The sequence below is a fragment of the Bradyrhizobium forestalis genome (assembly GCF_002795245.1).
GTDB classification, from domain to species: Bacteria; Pseudomonadota; Alphaproteobacteria; order Rhizobiales; family Xanthobacteraceae; genus Bradyrhizobium; species Bradyrhizobium forestalis.
The window spans coordinates 57,798-76,742 of record NZ_PGVG01000037.1 but is presented as its reverse complement, the minus strand read 5'-3'; the positions used below and the strand labels follow the sequence as shown (position 1 = coordinate 76,742).

General features: G+C 58.1%; 16 protein-coding genes and 1 pseudogene. 1 reads left to right on the top strand and 16 read right to left on the bottom strand.

Features of this window, described 5'->3' with window-relative positions:
• The 3 genes and pseudogenes from CVM73_RS40750 to CVM73_RS31120 form a co-directional block, all read right to left on the bottom strand.
• Window positions 1–227, bottom strand: a pseudogene (locus CVM73_RS40750) (hypothetical protein); the annotation flags it as partial.
• A 245-nt stretch (window positions 228–472) separates the two neighbouring features.
• Window positions 473–1,150: a 2OG-Fe(II) oxygenase gene (locus CVM73_RS31125; RefSeq protein WP_100235595.1), complete on the bottom strand. Its 678-nt coding sequence runs from the start codon at window positions 1,148–1,150 to the stop codon at window positions 473–475.
• Complete coding sequence (locus tag CVM73_RS31120; protein ID WP_245452483.1) at window positions 1,138–2,250, bottom strand: GFA family protein; 1,113 nt, start codon at window positions 2,248–2,250, stop codon at window positions 1,138–1,140. Before CVM73_RS31120 ends, CVM73_RS31125 begins: the two co-directional genes overlap by 13 nt.
• A 142-nt stretch (window positions 2,251–2,392) precedes the next feature.
• Between CVM73_RS31120 and CVM73_RS39420 the strand changes: the two genes are divergently transcribed.
• The gene (locus tag CVM73_RS39420) at window positions 2,393–2,659 is read left to right on the top strand and encodes a hypothetical protein (protein ID WP_146006685.1); all 267 of its coding nucleotides are present in this window, start codon (window positions 2,393–2,395) and stop codon (window positions 2,657–2,659) included.
• A gap of 812 nt (window positions 2,660–3,471) precedes the next feature.
• Here the strand turns inward: CVM73_RS39420 and CVM73_RS31110 are convergent.
• From CVM73_RS31110 to CVM73_RS31050, 13 genes are all read right to left on the bottom strand, one after another.
• Entirely contained in the window at window positions 3,472–4,314 is an 843-nt protein-coding gene (locus CVM73_RS31110; RefSeq protein ID WP_100235603.1) for an electron transfer flavoprotein subunit beta/FixA family protein, read from the bottom strand.
• A gap of 540 nt (window positions 4,315–4,854) precedes the next feature.
• Window positions 4,855–6,609 carry a nif-specific transcriptional activator NifA gene (nifA, locus tag CVM73_RS31105; RefSeq protein ID WP_430641326.1) on the bottom strand — a complete coding sequence of 585 codons (1,755 nt, stop codon included), beginning with the start codon at window positions 6,607–6,609 and terminating at the stop codon, window positions 4,855–4,857.
• A gap of 254 nt (window positions 6,610–6,863) precedes the next feature.
• On the bottom strand, window positions 6,864–7,700 hold the full coding sequence (locus CVM73_RS31100) for an SDR family NAD(P)-dependent oxidoreductase (protein WP_100235602.1): 837 nt from the start codon (window positions 7,698–7,700) through the stop codon (window positions 6,864–6,866).
• A gap of 627 nt (window positions 7,701–8,327) precedes the next feature.
• On the bottom strand, window positions 8,328–8,528 hold the full coding sequence (locus CVM73_RS31095) for a hypothetical protein (RefSeq protein ID WP_100235591.1): 201 nt from the start codon (window positions 8,526–8,528) through the stop codon (window positions 8,328–8,330).
• Window positions 8,525–9,631 (bottom strand): nodulation protein NodZ, encoded by a 1,107-nt coding sequence (locus tag CVM73_RS31090; protein ID WP_100235590.1) that lies wholly within the window; start codon window positions 9,629–9,631, stop codon window positions 8,525–8,527. Before CVM73_RS31090 ends, CVM73_RS31095 begins: the two co-directional genes overlap by 4 nt.
• Before the next feature lie 170 nt (window positions 9,632–9,801).
• Entirely contained in the window at window positions 9,802–11,829 is a 2,028-nt protein-coding gene (locus CVM73_RS31085) for a carbamoyltransferase family protein (RefSeq protein WP_158237627.1), read from the bottom strand.
• 323 nt (window positions 11,830–12,152) lie between these two features.
• On the bottom strand, window positions 12,153–12,941 hold the full coding sequence (locus CVM73_RS31080) for an ABC transporter permease (protein ID WP_100235588.1): 789 nt from the start codon (window positions 12,939–12,941) through the stop codon (window positions 12,153–12,155).
• 3 nt (window positions 12,942–12,944) lie between these two features.
• Window positions 12,945–13,859, bottom strand: coding sequence for a nodulation factor ABC transporter ATP-binding protein NodI (gene nodI, locus CVM73_RS31075; RefSeq protein WP_245452482.1), 915 nt, complete (start codon window positions 13,857–13,859; stop codon window positions 12,945–12,947).
• A gap of 8 nt (window positions 13,860–13,867) precedes the next feature.
• Window positions 13,868–15,577 carry a nodulation protein NodU gene (nodU, locus tag CVM73_RS31070; RefSeq protein WP_100235586.1) on the bottom strand — a complete coding sequence of 570 codons (1,710 nt, stop codon included), beginning with the start codon at window positions 15,575–15,577 and terminating at the stop codon, window positions 13,868–13,870.
• A gap of 13 nt (window positions 15,578–15,590) precedes the next feature.
• A complete protein-coding gene (gene nodS, locus CVM73_RS31065) occupies window positions 15,591–16,220 on the bottom strand; it encodes a nodulation methyltransferase NodS (RefSeq protein ID WP_100235585.1) in 630 nt (209 codons plus the stop codon).
• An 11-nt stretch (window positions 16,221–16,231) separates the two neighbouring features.
• Window positions 16,232–17,608: a chitooligosaccharide synthase NodC gene (nodC, locus tag CVM73_RS31060; protein WP_100235584.1), complete on the bottom strand. Its 1,377-nt coding sequence runs from the start codon at window positions 17,606–17,608 to the stop codon at window positions 16,232–16,234.
• Between the two features lie 15 nt (window positions 17,609–17,623).
• Window positions 17,624–18,283 carry a chitooligosaccharide deacetylase NodB gene (nodB, locus tag CVM73_RS31055; protein ID WP_100235583.1) on the bottom strand — a complete coding sequence of 220 codons (660 nt, stop codon included), beginning with the start codon at window positions 18,281–18,283 and terminating at the stop codon, window positions 17,624–17,626.
• A complete protein-coding gene (locus tag CVM73_RS31050) occupies window positions 18,280–18,912 on the bottom strand; it encodes a NodA family N-acyltransferase (RefSeq protein WP_100235582.1) in 633 nt (210 codons plus the stop codon). The genes nodB and CVM73_RS31050 overlap by 4 nt, the downstream gene beginning before the upstream one ends.
• Window positions 18,913–18,945 lie beyond the last annotated feature (33 nt).

The following is an 18,945-nucleotide window of genomic DNA, read 5'->3' as shown; positions in this document are numbered from 1 at the left end:
GCCGTTCTGCTGCCGGGCCAGCGGGCCGCTTGCAGGCGGAAGCCCAGACGTGCGGCGAGCTGTTCTGCAACGGTACTGTTGGAAGACCAGGCGGAGTCATAGTGATAGGCAACCGGCGCGGTAGGCACGCGCCGAACAACCAACAGAAGCGACCAGTGGGCGCCGCCGCCAGTAACGCCAGCATCGTTCCCGGGCAGGACAGGCGGTATCGTAGCCATCCTGATCATTGACGATCTGCTGGAAGGTTTGTACGCGGTCGCTCCGGCTCGGATCAAGCGCAGCAGCTGGGCTCGCGCAGGTTGAACGAATCGGGTCTGGGCGGCAAGATCGGGCTCGTTCCGTGGCAACTCTTCCACATGCTCATCGCCCTGGCCGCCTTTGGACAGTGACACAAGATGGCCAAGCTCCCCACTCTCCTGAGAGCTCACCCCTTACCAAGTTCACTCGAAAGCGAATTTTCGGCCACCCCACCTCATACGCCAGCGGTAGAACTTTCGATGATCCGGCGGTTCGCGCCGCTTCGTTTTGAACAGAAGTAGACCAGCGATCTGCGCTCGCCGGACAGCACAGGCTTCACCTCGTGCCGGAGCTTACATGTGGTGATAAGCACGGCGCCAAATGGCGGTCGGAATACCTGGTATTCGTACCCGTTTGGATATACCACGAACCCACCCCCCTCGAAGTCCCTCGCCAGCTGCACAATCACCGCGTACTCGAAATCAGGGTCGCTCGCAGCATCCAGATGAATGCCAACAAAGGAACCAGGCGGCATCCGATGCATTTGGCATCGGCGAATCATGTAATCCGACGTGGCTCCCAAAATCTTTCTTAGCGCGAAGCTGCGGTCTTTCCTTTCGAGTAGTTCCATGATCTGCCCTGGAGCTGCACCGCTCGCGTCGCTAGGAGCGCGGCCGGGCGGGTCGACCCTCACGCGTTTGACGAAAACATTGTGCGAGTCGCCGGCATCTCCCACCCTCACTTCTTCTTCGGGAATCTCAGCCTGCAGCTGATCGATCTTGGCCAAGTCATCTTGGGTGAACAATATCTGGGGGCCGATCACGACCGTCCCCTTTACCAACAGCTCTATGCGGTATTTTGTCAAAGCTTCTTCTGAAAGCAGACGGGATTTATGATTCATTACGCGCGCCATTCGAGTTCACTCCAGGGTCTGTCTTCAACGCAGGGCTGAAGGTCCTGCTGCATCGAGCGGAATGCTTGGTCCCAATGCTCGCCATCGAACTCGCTTACTGTTATGCGTTCGATGGTCCTTTTATCGAGGCATCGAATATTTACGCTGAACCCGGTGGGGTTCGACCGCGGCCTATAGAATGGTTTTATGCCACAAACCCGGCAAAACGTGTGCCGAGCGATGTTCTTGTTGAACTGATACGCCGTGAGGAATTCTTCGCCGCACTCAATGCCAAGCTTATTGCCAGGTACGAGCAAGTGCAGAAATCCAGACATTTGGCAGATTGAGCAATTGCATCGAACTGCAGAGAGCTCTCGCGGTGCTTTGACGTAGAACTTGACAGAACCACAATGACAACGGCCATGGTGTTCGATCTCCGAGTGACGATCTCCCTTAAGTGAGACAATTCTGAGCAGATCGCGGCACCACTGTAGGCTGAGCCGATAGGCCCGATCGAATTCATCTAAAAAGCGATCATTACGGTCAGCCGGGATAAGTTCGCCAATCAGTCGGCTTGTCATTTCTCCGTGATACTTCTCCGCGGGATCTTCTCCGCCGACATGGCTGCGGAAATACTCCAGATCGTCAGGCCGCGCCTTAAAGGTTTTGACCAGAGTGGTCCATAGCGACTGGATCATGTCCGCAGCGTGTAGCTCGAAAGCGACCATGTAGGCGCAACGTACTAAGGGATCTTTCGATGACAATCCCGCATAGAGAGAAAGCAGGTACCGCTTCGTTGTGGCGCTGTAGTAGGGCTGTATTGCTCTGCCGAGTAGTTGTGACGCATCCTTTCTAAGCAGGTTGGCGTGGAAGTTCTCGGTCACCAGAATGTCGGGTAGCGCCGCCTTGCCACCCTGGAGAATTTGGCCATAACCTCCCGTCTCATCCCAACAGATGAAATTTCCGACCACGCTGGTCAGTTCAACGTCTCTCGCAATATCCCGATTGTGATTCATTGCATCAAAAATGAGATCCCGTTGCGACCCCGCCTGCAGGTATGGGAACGCTTGTGACATCGCCAGATATTCAGGCAACAGGCGAGCGATCTGGTCCTCGGACATCTCCGCAGCGAACGGGTGCCGGCCGAACAGGACTCGCGCCTGCTCAGTCAAATACTCGCAGCATATTTGCGGAGGCTGATCGGGTGTAAGTCGAGACGCTTGAGATGTCATTTGACCCCTGGTGATGAGGAGGGAACGGTCTTTGACGAAGACATTTCGTATCCGCCCAATTATTGGCTACCGCGAGTTTGTTGGTTTTGATGGGCTTGTGTTCGCGCTCACCATCCAGGCGACGTTCTTGATGGCCACCTTCGCGGTAGCGGAGCAGCGGCATGTTCAGCGCTGCTCACTCGCATCGAAGGGAGCGCGTAGATCAACTGAGCGGCGGCGATCCAGACGGATTCCGGTGCACGAAAACTTCGATGCCGCGAATTCCCGGCAAGGCCAGCATACGCTTGCAGAGTCATGATGAGATATTGCGCCGCGCAGGCCCTCGCTGCTGCTGCTCCTGCCAGTCGATCGCACCGATATGAGCCTCGTACAGCATTGCAAGGACTATCCGCATCTACTTGGCGCTTGGCCTTCGCTAGCAAACAGCGCGAAATGCCGGCTGCTGGCCGGCACGAGCTTCTTAAAGAGACCGCCGCTATGTTTCACGTTCGCGAGTGCCACCACGATGTCTTCTTGCACGCTTACAGCAATCACCGTGCCAACTCGTGCACTCGCTCCACAGACTCTGAATACATCGACAAAATCGCGACCGACTCCTCATCGCAAGTGTATTGAACCTGACAGCGCTTGCACGGTCGTCGGACACCAGACGGCGAACAGCCAGCCGCCACTCACGATGGGGTATAGGCATATTGAATCGCGGAGATTGGTCCAAAGTGCCACATAGGTCGGCTTCACGCCCTGATCAGCTCGACAAACGCTTTGGGGGTTTGGGCGCTAGCATGGTGATCCCGATCGCTGACGTAATCCGTCTTCGCTCGTGACAAGTACGCGAGAGGCAGTCGCCTCAACGCCGTCGAACACGTCCATAAAGTGGCATCTGGACGCATGCGCAGCCCTTTGTCGATGCGCCTGCCAATCGCGTTCAACTCCGGGCATCGATCGAGGCCATAATTTGGTCTACGGAACAGCGGTCCCAGGTGACCGCGAGCAATCGAAGAACGCCATGGACCAGAATGGTCGCGTTCTGAGATGCCTAGCTACATCTTGCGCGCTCACTGGATGCGGGTGCCTCATGGTGTTGGTACATCTTGGACCGTTTCGCCCAGATCAAGTGTCACGGACAAGTGCAGCAAGATCGGCTTCGAGCTTCGGCTGATGCTTGAAAATTGCGTCTATCAACGCCTGCGCCGGTTGCTCGCCGGCCTCGACCAGCGCTGCCTTCTCAGCCCGCGCAGAGGGAGCGAACACTCGCTTGACGACGGTCGGCGATCCCTTGAGGCCGCATTTGGAGACGTCTTCGATACCGGCATCGTTTGCGCTCCATTTAACGATTTGGGCACGCGCGGCACGCAACGCATCCGGCATCGCGCCGCGCCGAATCTGATTCGTTGCCTCCAGCATTGTGATCAGACACGGCAGCCTCGTGTGCAGCACCTGAACACCACCTTCGGAGCGTCGTTCCGCCTCAATTGTATGGGCGGCGAGATCTAAGGATCTGACTTTCGCAACGTAGGTTAGCTGCAATACGCCCAGTCGCTTTGCGATGCCGGGCCCAACCTGCGCCGTATCGCCGTCGATGGTCTGCTTTCCCGTGAAGATGAGGTCTGTCGGGCCATATTCCTTACCGATTTTTCGGATGGCTGTTGCAAGTGCATACGTTGTGGCCAGGGTGTCGGAGCCCGCAAAGCAGCGATCGGTGAGTAGGACGGCGCGATCGGCGCCGTAAGTCAGCGCCTTTCGCAAAGAATCCTCCGCCGATGGCGGTCCCATTGTAAGCACCGTAATTTCGCCGCCGAACCGATCGCGCAGCTCCAGCGCGGCCTCGAGGGCGAAGAGGTCATATGGGTTAATGATGGTCGGCACTCCCTGACGCATGATTGTATTGGTCACGGGGTGCACGCGGATCTGCGCCGAGTCCGGAACCTGTTTGATGCAGACGACATTGTGCACGGTGTTGCTCCAAAAGCTGCGACAGTGCGGAGAGCACAGCAAGTGTTGTACCATCGCCCGCCCTTTTGGGATCGGCTTGCCATCACAGAGGCTTAGACCGGGTAATGCGTCCCTCTAGCCCGCTTCCCGACGAACGAATGCTAACATAGTCAGGACTGCGACAGCGCTTTCCGCAGGGCGCGCGCCAGCATGGCTTGCGACAGACCACCGCCGCCAATCACCAGCGGCCGGCGGACCGGTTGACTTAGTCCGACCTTGATCGACGGATAGGCATGACGCTTGTTAGATGTTCAGCAACCGACTGCTCGCGATTGCATGGCCCGCAGGTGACGCTAAGTATGTCATTGCGAGCAAAGTCCTCTGTCATCGAACCAGGTGAGCCCGCCTTTCGACAGCAGTCCCGCAAGCGCGCACGGTGACGCTCGGGGCCAAGTCGCGCCCGTGGGCGGACCCATTTCCTTCAGACTGTGATGAATTTACCTATCGGAGATCGTCTTCGGATAGCTATTTGGCAGTAGCAGTTCCGACCGATGTCGTCGTTCAGAACCGCTTTATCTCGATTCCATATTTCCTCAGCGCGTAGCCAATCTGGCGCGGCGTTAGTCCGAGCAGGCGCGCTGCTTTCGCCTGCACCCAGCCAGATCTTTCCATGGCCGCAATGACCCGTTCGCGGTCGGCCATCTTCGCGCCACTAACGAGAACTGTGCCGGGAGGCCCCAGTGAGGCCAGTTCGCCGGCGACAGACTGGACCGGCTGGATCGGCTGAGCTAGCGGAATGGTGGACTTTGCGGGCACCGATGGCATGGGTGCGGGCTGGTCTGGTCTCTCGTCCGACGTGCCTTTCCACAGCATCGCAGATAGGCACTGGCCGTGGCAGCATGCAAAGTCACTTCTCACGATCGATGATCCCGCGCACAGCGTCGCTGTACGCTCGATGCAGTTCTCGAGTTCGCGGACATTTCCCGGAAAGCCGCAGTTCATCAGTACATCGATCGCACTCGCCTCCAAGGTCAGCGTACGGCCGTTCTCGTTATTGAAATTTCTGAGGAACTCCCTCGCAAGCAGCGGGATATCACTGCGTCGTTCGCGCAGAGGTGGCAACAGTAAGGGAACTACACTGATGCGATAGTAAAGGTCCGCGCGAAACTCGCTCCTTCCGACAGCCTCTTCAAGGTTCTTGTTGGTCGCAGCTATTATTCGAACATCGACCTTAACAGTCTGGTTGCTGCCGACGCGCTCGAACTCCTGCTCTTGCAGAACGCGCAGCAACTTCGCCTGGAACGGAGCTGAGATCTCGCCGATCTCATCAAGAAACAGCGTTCCTTTGTCGGCAAGTTCGAAGCGCCCCTTGCGCGAGCTGAACGCACCGGTAAAGGCGCCTTTCTCATGTCCGAATAATTCGGATTCCAGGACGGTCTCAGGAAGCGCCGCGCAATTCAGCTTAACGAACGGGCGCCTGGCGCGGGACGATGATTCGTGAATCGCCTTGGCTACGAGTTCCTTTCCGGTACCGGATTCGCCACGCAGCAGAACCGTGCTGTTAGATCTGGCTACAACCGCAATCTTCTCGAGCAGCCCGCGCAGGGCTGGACTGTCCCCAATGATCCCATGGGCGTGTAGCTTCTTGCGCTCCCGAGCGGGTTGCCTGAGCTCTAGTACTTGCTTTTGTAGCCGGTCTTTCTCCGCCATCAGTCGTTCGCGATCGCAGGCGAACAAGCGATGTAACTTCACTGTTTGTCCCACCAGGTTAGCGATCATGGCGAGCAGTCGCGCATCGTACTCGAGCCCGAGACTCGACCTATCGTCGCGGATGCGGTCAACCGTCAGCGTACCCACGACCTTCGGATCAATGCGAATCGGAACCCCGATGAACGACACTGGCATATCATCCGAGGCGCCGAGCACTTCCCGGTCGGCAGCGCTGAATAACGGCTCGGCGGCCACGTTCTCGACGACAAGAGGCCTGTCGGTCGCGATGATCTGGTCGATTGCCGTCCGCGGCAATCGCATCCGATAACGTTCGTCGCTGCCTTCGCTCCAGCCGGCGCCCACTGTAATGTCCGGCATGCCGTCGTCATCGAGCAGTGAGACGATGCCGTGTCGCATCTGCACAAACGACTGCAGAAGACCAACAACGTTGGCCAACGTGACTTCGAGCCGCGAGGGAGCGGCGAGTATTTTCGATATTTCGAAGATGCCGGTTAGCGCGCTCTCACGCAACGGCTCCCCCGAGAGATTACCCTCCGGCTCAGGTTGCGAGGCAGGTCTTTCACGTGAGGAAGGTATATCCAGCATGAGGCGGCCTCCGTTCTCTTGATCATCCTCCCTGGTACCTTGTCCTGGTTGGCGAGCTTCTTTTTGCATGTCACTCTCGCTCTAACGCCAAGTGTTGACGAGATGACATAGAACCGTAACACCTTTTCATGGCACGACGGTAAACTTACGGTGTGCTTTCATGGCATTTTTGCGGATTGCGTGCACGTCGTCAGCGGAGAACATAAGCACCGCTGCTGCAGCTCAAGTCAGCTGCGTAGCCAAGGCCGGCCGATTCACAGATGTTGCCCACCATTGATCGGCACCTCGGCTCCCGTGACATAGCTGGCCGCATCTGAGCACAGGAAAAAGATGACCTTGGCCACTTCATCCGGGGTTCCCACTCTGCGCAGCGGGATACTTGGCACGAGACGCGCTTCTGTATCGGGCGATAACATGTCCGTCCTGATTTCGCCGGGCGCGATCGCATTCACGCGAATGCCATGCGGCGCATAATCGTGGGCCATTTCGCGTGTGAGGCTCGCAAGCGCAGCTTTCGACGTCGCATAGGCACTGCCGGCAAACGGGTGCACCCGCGAGCCCGCAATCGAAGTCACATTCACGATCGATCCTGACGCGGCTCTTAGCTCGTCAAACAAGCCCTGCGCCAACAGGATCGGGGCCACCAGATTGAGATGGAACACCTTCATCCAAGTCTCGATTGACGTCGTCAACGACGTCATCCGATCGCCAGCGGGCGTTTTCGGCGAAACACCGGCATTGTTCACTAGCGCGTGCAAAGGTGCACCGGCCAAGCGTTTCTTGACCTCAGTGATCGCGCGCGGCAGCATTCGATGATTGCTGAGGTCGATCTGGACATGATCTTCGTTCCCTGCCCCCCAGGGGCATCGCTCGCCGTCGAACGGTTGACGCGCGCAAGAAATGATGCGCCAGCCCGCCTCCGAGAACAGCTTGGCAGTGGCATGACCAATTCCGCGCGATGCTCCGGTGAGCAACATCGCCTTCTGTTCTCCGCCATGAACACGGGCTTTATCGACCTGAAACGGGCAAGCCAAATGTGTTTCGGGCAGCGGGCCTCTGATTAGATCGTCATTTGGCAGATCCAGACCCACGCCCGCCTCCTCCCCTGTTGCGCGCCGCACGCGTAGCAGGATTTAGGCCACTGCGATGCATGTAAATCCGCTTCCGTTTTGCGTCCTAATGTCGCGCACGCGGAATGCTTGGCGGGTTCAAGACGCGCTGCGTGTGTTTTGTGACAGCGCTGGTGCATCAGCTACGCAATGTCGCGAGCACACTCGCCGTCGTAAAGATAAGGCGACGAGCCGCGCTCTCCTTCCTGATCGCACAACTGGAAGAGTCAAGCAATGGCCAGCGCCTCTCGTCAGGCAACCATCCTAGGATAGCGGCCGCCGCCAGTAGCCGCTTCAAACGAAAGCTGACGTTACCAACCTGTACGTTAGATTTGTCCGCAACTGCGGCCGACTTCCTCGCGCCCCGCTCTGTTGTGTCCAGCACTGGCACATCGCCGGGCGGATTGATCCCGGACCACGACTTGGCGCACTGAATGTTTCTTCAACAGTGAATCTCCGATAGCGCCCGTTCAACCAGCGAGTACCGACCGTAAGACGGAACTCGGCGGCTGAACGGAGACGCTTTCGATATGTCCATCCGCGACCGACCACCGATGAGCTTCGACTTGCGGCCTCCCCGAGTCGAAGACGAAGACGTGTTACACCTGTTTACCGGGGCGGCAGCATGTTAAGGTCACTGTTGTCGACGTCGAGCGGAAGACATTCGGACCCCGCGTCGCGCTGTTCTTCGGTGGAAGTCCGCGACAGAGCTTCACATTGGACAGACAATTGCCGCCCCGAAAAGATCTGCCAATATTGCTGGATGCAAAAAGCGGCAATCAGATCGATCAGGCGGGCTACGACTTTCATGAATCCACGAGCTCTCGCGAGGTTTGTTCAATCAGGATCAATCGGCTCGGATCCTTCAAATCGAATTCTATAACGCGTGGGGCAAAGAGACGCGCATAGCGCGTAAAGGCGCTCGTCGGGGGAAAACGGATCACGGTATCGCAGCGCGCAAGGAGGTACATATCGATGAGGGCGGAAAAGCCGCCCTCGGCTCCGAGCGCGGCGTTGTGCAATGGGCCGGCCTGAGGTGCCTGGAACTGTTTTGGAATCGTGAAAACATCAGGAAATATAGCCGAAACCTTCTCAAGGACGATCGCGCTGTCCGTGCACAGGAAAGCCTTCACGGGTTTTGCGTGGGGTAACCCCCTAGCCTTATCAATGGCATTACAGACCTGTCGAAAGGCGCGCTCCGGGTCAGCCCAGTAGGGAGCATGCCCCATAATGTCCTCGCCGTTGCCATGCCGGACATGGATGCCGATTACGCTGTACGATTCAAAGTGCTCGCGGTAGATAGCATCAATCCGAGACTGAATTTCAGGTCGTGGCTTGATGCTCCGAAAGATTTCTCGTTCGGCCTCCTGATCGCAGCGCCACATCAGGCACGCATCACACACAACCGTGTTAGCGTCACTATCTTTGTGACTTTGGAACAGTTGATCGAGTTCGTCGCGCTCCCGGAAAATCTGCTCGTCCGGGCGATAGACGCAATCGATGGATGGCTTGTTCCACCATGTCGGGAAGAATGGTCCCGGAAATGAACACTGATTGATCCTGTCGTCGCAAATCACCCGCACGCCAGCAATGTCTTGAACCGGTTCGAAGAAGACTGGAAAGGCGTTGGTGGATGGCTCATCGAGATAGCAAGATCCCCTCCAATCGATGGCTAGCGTCCGTCCTGTCTGCTTTGCAAAACGCCAAGCTGCCGCCAGTGACCACAGGCAGTCGCCGAACCCCGTGCGTCGCCGGGAAACTACGAACCTATCATTCATCGAACCGCTCTGCATTGCCTCTTCCCGGGCTCCTGGTTGGACAAGAGACGCCATTGCAGACATCTCACGTATCATCTTGTCCGACGTTACGGTCTGAAATCGCCGTGCCGGCGAGCTGCGTCGGTAGAACTTCATAGCAGCGCTATGCGTGATGGGCCGCGTTCTCGCAACACTTTCTGTCTTTTCCTGAGCGGTGTTGCGTCGACGTGCCCGATTTCCAGTCGGACGCCCGATGATCCCCGCGCGTCGGATGGCCTGGCCTCCTCACATGCAGGCATAGGCATGACCATGCTCATGAGTTCCGGCTATGTTTCGCTTTGCACTTTATTGCAGCCGCAAGCCGCGCGCGGCGGATGCAGCCGAACGCCCCGCAGCTCCCACACGAGCCGCAGTTCCTTCACGAGATCTTCACGCTTGGCCTGGTCCTGCATGGTTGCGTCAAGAAGCCAGCCGAGCGACGCCTCGCCCTCGATCCGCATCAAGATCTCGAAAAGCTCATGTGAGATACGCATACTGTCGTGGGCGGAACGTCCCGTGCGGATCTCGCAGACCGTTTCCTGACGATCTGGCGCTGTGTGGGAGCGAACACGATGAAGGGATGCATACGGCGGCAATGAAACGCTCAGCGCACTCCAATCCTGCAGTGATGCTGGCCGCTTTCTGACGAGGAACGGCCCAACGACAAGTCCGTCCAGGTCAGTCGTCAAGAACGTGGTGATCGCATCTGACACGGACTCCACGATCGGCTCGGCATTGTTGTTGAATGAGGTATTCAGAAGAACTGGGATGCCCGTTCGCCTCTTGAACGCATTAATTACATCCCAGTAGGCGGGGTTTGCCTTGCGCGATACTGTTTGCAGTCGAGCGGTCCCATCAACGTGTGTGATCGCACCGAGCACGTTACGCTTGGCTTCCCGCACACGAACCACGAAGTTCATGAAGGGGAGCTGCCGCGTGCCGTCCGGGAGCTCAAAGAACTCGCTCGCATCCTCCTCCAGTACAGATGGCGCAAAGGGGCGATAGCCCTCGCGCTTCTTGACCATCGCGTTGATGCGGCCCTTGTTTCCCGCAGGCCGCGGGTCCGCAAGAATGCTGCGGTTACCAAGCGCACGTGGGCCGAACTCAGAGCGGCCCTGAACCCAGCCGATGACATCGCCATTCGCCATCCAGTCTGCCGCACTGGATGCTATGTCATCACTTCGTTGAATGTCGAGGTGGCCTGACCATGCGTTGAGCTCATGCTCAACGGCTTGCTCGTTGCCGAGATCGGGCCCCCAATAAACGTCCGGCAGTCGCTCCCGCGGCGCCGGCCTGCCCAGCTCGTTTGACAGCATCAACGCAGCGCCGAGCGCGCAACCGGCGTCGTGCGCCGCGGGTTGAACAAAGATGTCGTCAAATAGCCCGGAATAAAGCAGCTTACCATTCAGCGTGCAATTATGGGCTACTCCCCCAGCCAAGCACAAGCGTGTAATGCCCGTCGCTTCACGATGGTGCCGTAGGATGTGAAACACGATCCGCTCCAGCGCCTCCTGCAGCGAAGCGCTGACATCTCGATGCTGTTGGGTGAATGGCATTCCTTTTCGCCGAACCTCGATGTTGCGGACCAGGGCCGGACCGATCCGATCAAGGTGAACGCGATAGCCACCGTTTTCCAACAACTCGTAGAACTGCGCGAAGAGCTCGCGATAGGGAGCGGGATCACCATACGGGGCAAGCCCCATCACTTTGTACTCGTCGAACAACCCGTACCCGAGATATCGGATCGTCTCGAGATAGAACAGCCCCAGGGAGTTATGTTCTGGGAAGCTTGCAAGTTGCGCAATTTCGGTACCAGACCCCACCGCCAATAAGCCGGAGAGAAAATCACCACCGCCGTCGATCGCAAAAACGAGACTTTGCTCGAAGCCGGACATGGCAAACGCGCTCACGGCATGCGCTTCGTGGTGATTCACGAAGGAAAGCCGCGACGGATCGATCTCAGCGCCGAACTCCCGTGCCAGCAGCTGGCGCAGCAAACGTTTGGCGTCCAACGGAACGGGCTGAGAAACAGAAAGACGCTCGAGCATGGTGTTGCAGTAGGCTTCAGTCGCGTAGAACGCGATACGGTCGATCTCGCCGAGCTCAACTCCTGCGGTAGAAAGGCAGTATTGGATCGAATTGCTCGGAAACTTGTTGGAGTGCTTGACGCGGTTGAGGCGCTCCTCTTCGACAGCAGCAATCACGCGGCCATCCTGCACAAGAACCGCAGCGCCATCGTGAAGAAATGTATTCGGCAGCTCCGGCGAGCTTTCATAGATTCTGTCAAGACCGCCACTCACTCCCAGGCACAACATCCCGTTCTCCATTTGACCATGACGGGAACGCCAACTGCGTCCCACCTATTCAATCTTTACAGTCACGCTCCGTCGGGTGCGCGGGCCAGGCAGCACACACAACTTTGCAAAGTCCGTCTCGGCGCCTAGCGACAGGCGCTCAGAAAGTACCGGTGCTGGCGTCCGCACCGATCGACCGAACAGACGGCCGTAGACCTTGCTCGATCGGGGCCTCTTAAGGCCATTGAAGCAGCTGCTGTGACAGATCGGGTCATCCCGAGCTGCCGCAGAACGCATCGTGACATTGCATCGATGTGACTTTCTCCATTTTCGCTGAACTCACGTCAACGCAGCAGGCGGCGTCGAAATAGTGCTGTCGACGCGAAAAAGGGCAAGACCGCATAAACGCAGAGCGCACCTACGTGCAGGGCAGCGCTGTCGGCGCCGCGCTCGAGCATCGCTGGGCGAATAAGGTCGACCGAATGTGCGAGAGGCAACAAGCCGGCGAACTGCTGAAATGAGCCGGGCAGTTGGCTCGCCGGAAAGACCACGCCACACAAAAACACCATAGGAGTGAGAACAAGTGTCTGGTAAAACACGAAGTAATCGTAACTTGGCGCAAGAGCTATGACGACCATAGCAAGGCTGGCGAAGACAAGGCCAGTAAGGGCGATTGTTGGCATCGCATACAGAATGGATGGCCATGACGCATAACCCAGCGTGGCAGCGACGATCCCGATCGCTGTTCCGGCCAGAACGGACTTACTGGCCGCCCACACCAGTTCACCCAGAACGATGTCGCCAAGCGTGAGCTGAGTGGAGAGGATTGCTTCCCAGGTGCGCTTGGCGTCCATGCGTGCAAAGGCTGCATACATGGTTTCAAAGGTCGCCGACGTCATGGCGCTGGTCGCGACCATGCCTGCCGCCAGGAACGCGATGTACGACGTCCCCTCAACGCGCCCCACGATCAGTCCAAGGCCAAAGCCGAGGCCAAACAGATTGGTTATGGGATCTGCGAGGTTGCCGAGAATCGATGCAAGTGCGACTTTCTTCCATGCTAGGAAGTTCCGACGCCATACCGCAATCCAATTGTACGCGTTCGCGGGCATTACCGCCGCAAAACTTTCACCCATCGCTCACTTCTCCATCTCGCGCCCGGTCAGCCGCAAAAACACGTCCTCGAGATTAGGGGGGCGCTGCAGAATACGAAGGCCCGCTCGCCCGCGCAGTTTCACGCGTACCTGGTCCGGATGTGGGGTATAACAAAAGAGCGTCTCTCCACTCACTTCGATGTGCCGTGCATGCGGCCTGATCAACTCGCAGAGCTGATGTGGATCATCGCCATAGATTTCGACCACGTTGCAGCCAATATGCTCATCGATCAGGCCGTCCGGCTTGCCTTCGGCGATCTTGCGTCCACCCTCGAGGACACACAGCCGATCGCACAGGCGTTCGGCCTCTTCCATGAAGTGAGTGGTCAAGAGAATCGTCTTGCCCCGCGCAAGCAGAACTCGCAGACGCTCCCAAATCAGGTGGCGGGCGTGCGGATCCAAACCAGTCGTCGGCTCGTCCATCACGAGCAGATGCGGGTCATTGATTAGCGCACGCGCCAGCGTCAACCGGCGTTTCATGCCACCGGACAACTCGGAGACGCGCACGTCCGCCTTGCTTTCGAGGCGCGCAAACTCGAGCAGCGATGGCGCGACCGCCTCGATCTTGCGAGCGCTCATGCCGAAATAGCGACCAAACACGAGCAGGTTCTCTCGAACGGTGAACTCGAGTTCAAGGTTATCGAACTGCGGCACCACGCCGATGCGCACACGCGCCACACGAGCGCGGGAAGGCACAGGCTCATTGAGGACCGTAATCGTGCCTGCGTCCGGCGAAATCATGCCGAGGAGCATACGCGCAATCGTGCTCTTGCCAGCTCCATTTGGGCCAAGCAGGCCGAAGCATTCTCCGCGCGCAACCGAGAACGATAGTTCATTGACGATGACCTTGTCGCCAAATGACTTTTTCACGCCGGCAAGCTCGATTGCTACGGTGGACATGGTCACTCTTAGGCTGACAGAAGTCGCTCGGCCGACAATGGCTTCCTTACCACCTTGTTGGTCCAGAGCTGGCCGTCGCACCACACATGCTCGACACGCCCCCATTGGCAGGCCGCGGCAGCATCCGGGAAAAATCCCCGTCCGTGGAGGTTGGCGCTCGTGTTGCAGAGCAGCGGTATCCCCGTGAGTTGCTCAAATTCGGCGAGAAGCGCGGCGATTTTGTGCGGAGAGTTGCGGGAGATTGTCTGCAGCCGAGCGGAGCCGTCAAGATGGACCACAGCGGGGACCTTGTCGCGCCATTCCGGCCGGGTCTGGTGATCGAACAGCATGTAAGGATCTGGCGTACCTGGGCTGAAAATTTCTGGCGCGCGATCCTCCAGACAGATCGGCGCCACTGGCCGGAAGTGCTCGCGCCGCTTGATGTCGTTGAGATGATCCTTCATCGCCGGGGAGGTCGGCGCTGCAAGAATGCTTCTGCCGCCCAACGCCCGCGGCCCAAGCTCGGCGCGCCCGGAAAGGAAGATGACCGGCTTGTTGTCGGCCAGAATCGCCGCAAGTTCACGCAGACTGCATGGCGCCGCCTCCCAATCCGGCGGAAGCTCGCTGTCCTGCAGGTCCGGACCACTGTAGACTGACCATTCCAATGGCCCGAAGCCATTTTGCGCCGCCATCGCCCCGCAAGCAGCGCCGATTGCCGAGCCGCTGTCATTCGGAAACGGCGGCACCCAAACGTCATCGAACAATCCCGCCGCACGAAGCGCGCTGTTCCACTTGATATTGAGACCGCAACCTCCGGCGATACATAGATTTCGCGCTCCTGGAAGCGACGAGTATCGCAGCAGAACCATCGCCATTTCCTTGACAAGAAGACGTTCCACGAACACATGAAACGACGCAAGGACGTCCTCCGCTCGCTTGGCCGTCAGGCGCAAGGAGCTTGCCTCGAAGAAGTCGTGCACAGCTGCAAGCGACGATTCTGCATTGTTGATGTCAGCGCGGTAGCGACGAGCCTGCTCCGTGTCAGCGGCGAAGCGCTTTTCATAGAGCTCCTGAAACACTGCCACAATGCTTTCGTCGACAGAACCAAGTGCGATGTAAGCCATCAGCTTGCCGGCGATGCCTAAATCCCAACTGGAGCGGTTCGGCTGCCTGTAAGGGCCGAAGTGAAGGCCCGCGGCAGCATAGGCATGGCCGATCATCGGAAACAGGGATGCGATGAACCGTGCCCCCCGGGGTTCCACATAGTAAAGACGCGGAAAGATGCAGCCGTCCCATACCAGGCAGAACGCGGGTTTGCCCGCGCTGGCAAAGGGACTGGTGCTATATGCTGACGCGACGTGGCCCGTGACGTGCGGGTAGCTCTTATATGGAAACACCTTGCCTCCGAGGATCAGGCCAAAGCCGTCGACGGAATCAAGAAGGCCCTCAGCATGGCGCTCGACATACGGCGCCCCTTTCAGCGCGATCGGCACAGCGCCACTTAGGACCTGGAACTGCGACTCAATCTCCCCATCCCAGCCGTCGATGACGAACTGATCGATATCCCGCGGATCCAGGCCATGCTCCGCCAAGGCGAGCACGACTGCATCGAGGTTCTCGACGGATTGATAGCGTGGACTGTTGCCGCGCTTCTCTTGCTCGGTGCAAAAGACAAGCCGCCCGTCCTCGACTACAGAAATTGCCCCGTCATGTGTCAACTTGATGCCGCAGATGCGCATACGATCCCCTGGTCTAGTGGCCGACGTTTGATTGTTCTGACGAATGACCCGGCTTCCGGAACCGGACGATCAAGCAGTCTTCGTTGACCGACTCGGTGTGGCAATGCAGACGCTCCACCTCCGATAGGCTCTCGTTGAAGAGAGCGATCACCGTTTCGGCACCAGCAGCATGGCCCCATCGTTGACATGTGGCATCACGTGCGGACCCGAAAATCAGAGCTCCATTTGGCGCAAGCATACTCACTAGGTTGCGGATAGCCGCATGCATCTCGACAATGTCCTTGAGGTAGTAAAGAACTTCGGCCACGACGATCAAATCGAACCGCTCCGTGGTGGAGAACCGCTGGATGTCGGAGGTCACCCACGTGATATGCGACCACTTCCTGGTGCGTCGTCGCGCTCGCTCGATCGCCTGCGGCATGACATCGACAACAGTGAGTCGTGCGCATAGCGGCGCCAGCATGCCGGTGAATGCACCGGCTGCACATCCCACTTCGAGGGCACACGCAAGGTCTCCATTGCAACGCGACATCCGGAGCATTTGCGCGTATCGCTCCTGCTCGAAGGAACTACTGTCGAGGCGCCATGGATCGTCGGCAGACAACTCTCGCTCTAATAGCTGATGGTTTGCGTCCGGGATCATGCGCCTATCACCTACTTGCAGGCGGTCGAACGATCGCAACCGCAAACGCTCTTCGCTGCCGTCAGGCTTGATTCAGGGCTCGAAAGCCCCGCCTTATGAATTGTTCCAGACATTCCCCTTTTACTTGCAGCATGTCGTCCAGCGTTCGGGTGCAGGATGACAGACTGCTTTTCCCCTTCGGCCGGCACATTGGCGACCTTGCGCGATAGCCAATCGCTGTTGCTCAAGGTACAAAGCGCATAGGCCTTCAAAGGAAGTAAGAGAAAGATATTGATCGGTGTGTGGAGCGCGAAGCCGAGAAACCGCAATTCGCGAGCACGAAGGGCTGCCACACTGCAGCGGACCATTGTCATTGCTGCAATCGTCAATCCCGTCCACCAGGGTACAGAGCCGGCGATTAGGAGCTGTGCGAGCGCAGCCAGTGATGACAGGGCGAGAAGTAACGGGCCGAGATTTTGCCCGATAACGTCTAGCGTCAGATAGCCGTCGAGCCCTGGCAGCAGGCGTAATGCAAGGAACGTGTCCCGGAAGGTACTGCGCGCCCAGCGGAGTTGCTGGCGTAGATATGGCCCAAGGCTGTCCGGGACGACTGTTGCTGCGATCGCGTCCGGGACGTATTCCGTTCGAAATCCCGCCTTGAGCATGAGGATCGTTAGATGGCGATCCTCGCCGAAATCGCTCGGCTTCCCACGAAAGAATTGGGCTTCGTATTGATCGAGAAGCAAGGCGAGCGCCGAGCGACGATACATGGCACATGGGCCGCAGCAGCACATGACGGCACCGAAACGCGCCTGCGCCGCGCGCTCCTCGTTGCATGCCAACCAGTATTCCATATCGATCAGCCTGGTCAGCCAGGTTTGGCTGCGGTTGCTCGCTACCAACTGACCCATGGCCGCACCGACTTCCGGGTCGTGCATCTTCAATACAAGCTTCGTGACGACGTCGGCGGCAAGTATCGTATCTGAGTCAACGTTGAGAACCAGGTCACCGGATGAGCTGCGTATGGCGGCGATCTGCGCCTTGCGTTTTCCAACGTTATTCGCCAGCAAGATGATGCTGAACCTCGGATCGTTCGCATAGATTTTGTGCACAGGCGCGACAAGGTCGCGATTTGCAGATCCGTCGTCGACTACATAGACCTGTAGCTTTCCCGTGTAGTCTTGACTCGCAAGCGAGTCCAGACATTGGGCGAGCGTGATTGGATCCTCGTTGAAGCACGGTACGATGACGTCTACACTGGGAAGGACCGCTTCCGATCGTCCCAGGTTGTCCTGCAACGATGAATTCGCCGGCGGTTGGGCATAAAGCGCTTGCGCGCTCTTGTAGATCGTCGAGAGCAGCGCATAAGACGAAACAGCGACAGCACTGGTTGTAGCGAGCAGGTCCATAAGGTCTCAGTTTTTTCAGTGAAGTTGAGGGAGTGGACGGATTACAAACCCGCGTCGTTGTAGCGCCGGGATCAGATGTGACAGCGCGATGGTGGTCTGATCGCGCAGCGTGGCATCAGTGTACGGTCGCTCCTCATCAGGAGGATATCCGTCGTGCAGGAGCACAATTGCACCCGGGCGAACGCTCGCTAGTACTGAATTCACAATTCTATCAACCCCGGGGCGGGACCAATCTCTCGGATCGACCGACCAGTGCACAGCTGTGAGACCAGCGCTCGCTGACACAGCGAGCACCTCTTGTGTCCACATGCCGTAAGGTGCTCGCATGTGCCTGGGTGAGGCCTGCGGGCACGCCGAACGGATCGCCTCGCTCGCCGCCAGAACTTCATCGCGTACCTCCGCTGGTCCGCATCTGGACAGATCCGGATGCGTCATCGTGTGGTTCGCAACCTCGTGCCCTTCCGCGATCATTCGTCGAATGAGTTCAGGTTGTTCGGCCGCATACGTGCCGATCACGAAGAACGTCGCCGGAATCCGATGTTGCGCCAGCACATCGAGCACCTCTGGCGTGCAAAATGCATTTGGCCCATCATCAAAGGTCAAATAGACGGGGCGACTTCCACTCACGTCAGCGTAGTCGCAACGGACGGCAGATAGGGGGAAAAGCTCTTTCACAACTCGGGCCCGTTCCGATCGATGATCGTCCCGGCCGGCCACTCGCTTATCGAGCGTCCAACCGGAAAAACCACCACGATCACGTCTTCGATGCGGATCGGCGACAAATTGGGATAGACATCCGGATGCGTGGAGCGGACGCGAATGCCAGATATGAGGGTTGCGAGCCCCTGCCTTTCGACCAGTCGGGTCATATGTTTCTCGAGCGCAGGCCGAACCGTGCCAAAGCCGAATGGAATCCCAAGCTGCTGCAGCATGGGATACATCACGCGCATTGCCTGGCTAATTCCCAGGCCTTCAAGATCCGGACGCACCGCATATAACCCCAGTTCCCCCACGAGAAGATCGACCCCACCAACATTGATGAAGCGGCGCAGTAGCCCGATGTGAGCAGCTACCCCGCGCGCGTCGTAACCGATTCCGCGGACCTCAGGTCTTGCACCGGCCCAACTTCGGTTGCCCTCAAATGGCTGCGCATTGAACGCACCGGTCGGCCCGTAACTCTTGCGGAAGAACTCGGCGAGCTCGGCATGATCAGCGAGCCGCAGTTCGCTTTCCCAGCGAAGGCTCCACTGCACTTGAGCGCGCGCAGTAGGAGCTTCCGCAGTCCGGGATGCGGCAATGTTCATGGCGGGCTTCCTTGCGCCAGTGGAATTAAGAGC

Coding starts and splice junctions, on each gene's coding strand:
- CVM73_RS31125 (WP_100235595.1), bottom strand. CDS start 1,150: ATGGCGCGCGTAATGAATCATAAATCCCGTCTGCTTTCAGAAGAAGCT.
- CVM73_RS31120 (WP_245452483.1), bottom strand. CDS start 2,250: ATGTCCGAGGACCAGATCGCTCGCCTGTTGCCTGAATATCTGGCGATG.
- nifA (WP_430641326.1), bottom strand. CDS start 6,609: ATGCTGGATATACCTTCCTCACGTGAAAGACCTGCCTCGCAACCTGAG.
- CVM73_RS31095 (WP_100235591.1), bottom strand. CDS start 8,528: ATGAAAGTCGTAGCCCGCCTGATCGATCTGATTGCCGCTTTTTGCATC.
- CVM73_RS31090 (WP_100235590.1), bottom strand. CDS start 9,631: ATGAAGTTCTACCGACGCAGCTCGCCGGCACGGCGATTTCAGACCGTA.
- CVM73_RS31085 (WP_158237627.1), bottom strand. CDS start 11,829: ATGTTGTGCCTGGGAGTGAGTGGCGGTCTTGACAGAATCTATGAAAGC.
- CVM73_RS31080 (WP_100235588.1), bottom strand. CDS start 12,941: ATGGGTGAAAGTTTTGCGGCGGTAATGCCCGCGAACGCGTACAATTGG.
- nodI (WP_245452482.1), bottom strand. CDS start 13,859: ATGTCCACCGTAGCAATCGAGCTTGCCGGCGTGAAAAAGTCATTTGGC.
- nodU (WP_100235586.1), bottom strand. CDS start 15,577: ATGCGCATCTGCGGCATCAAGTTGACACATGACGGGGCAATTTCTGTA.
- nodS (WP_100235585.1), bottom strand. CDS start 16,220: ATGATCCCGGACGCAAACCATCAGCTATTAGAGCGAGAGTTGTCTGCC.
- nodC (WP_100235584.1), bottom strand. CDS start 17,608: ATGGACCTGCTCGCTACAACCAGTGCTGTCGCTGTTTCGTCTTATGCG.
- CVM73_RS31050 (WP_100235582.1), bottom strand. CDS start 18,912: ATGAACATTGCCGCATCCCGGACTGCGGAAGCTCCTACTGCGCGCGCT.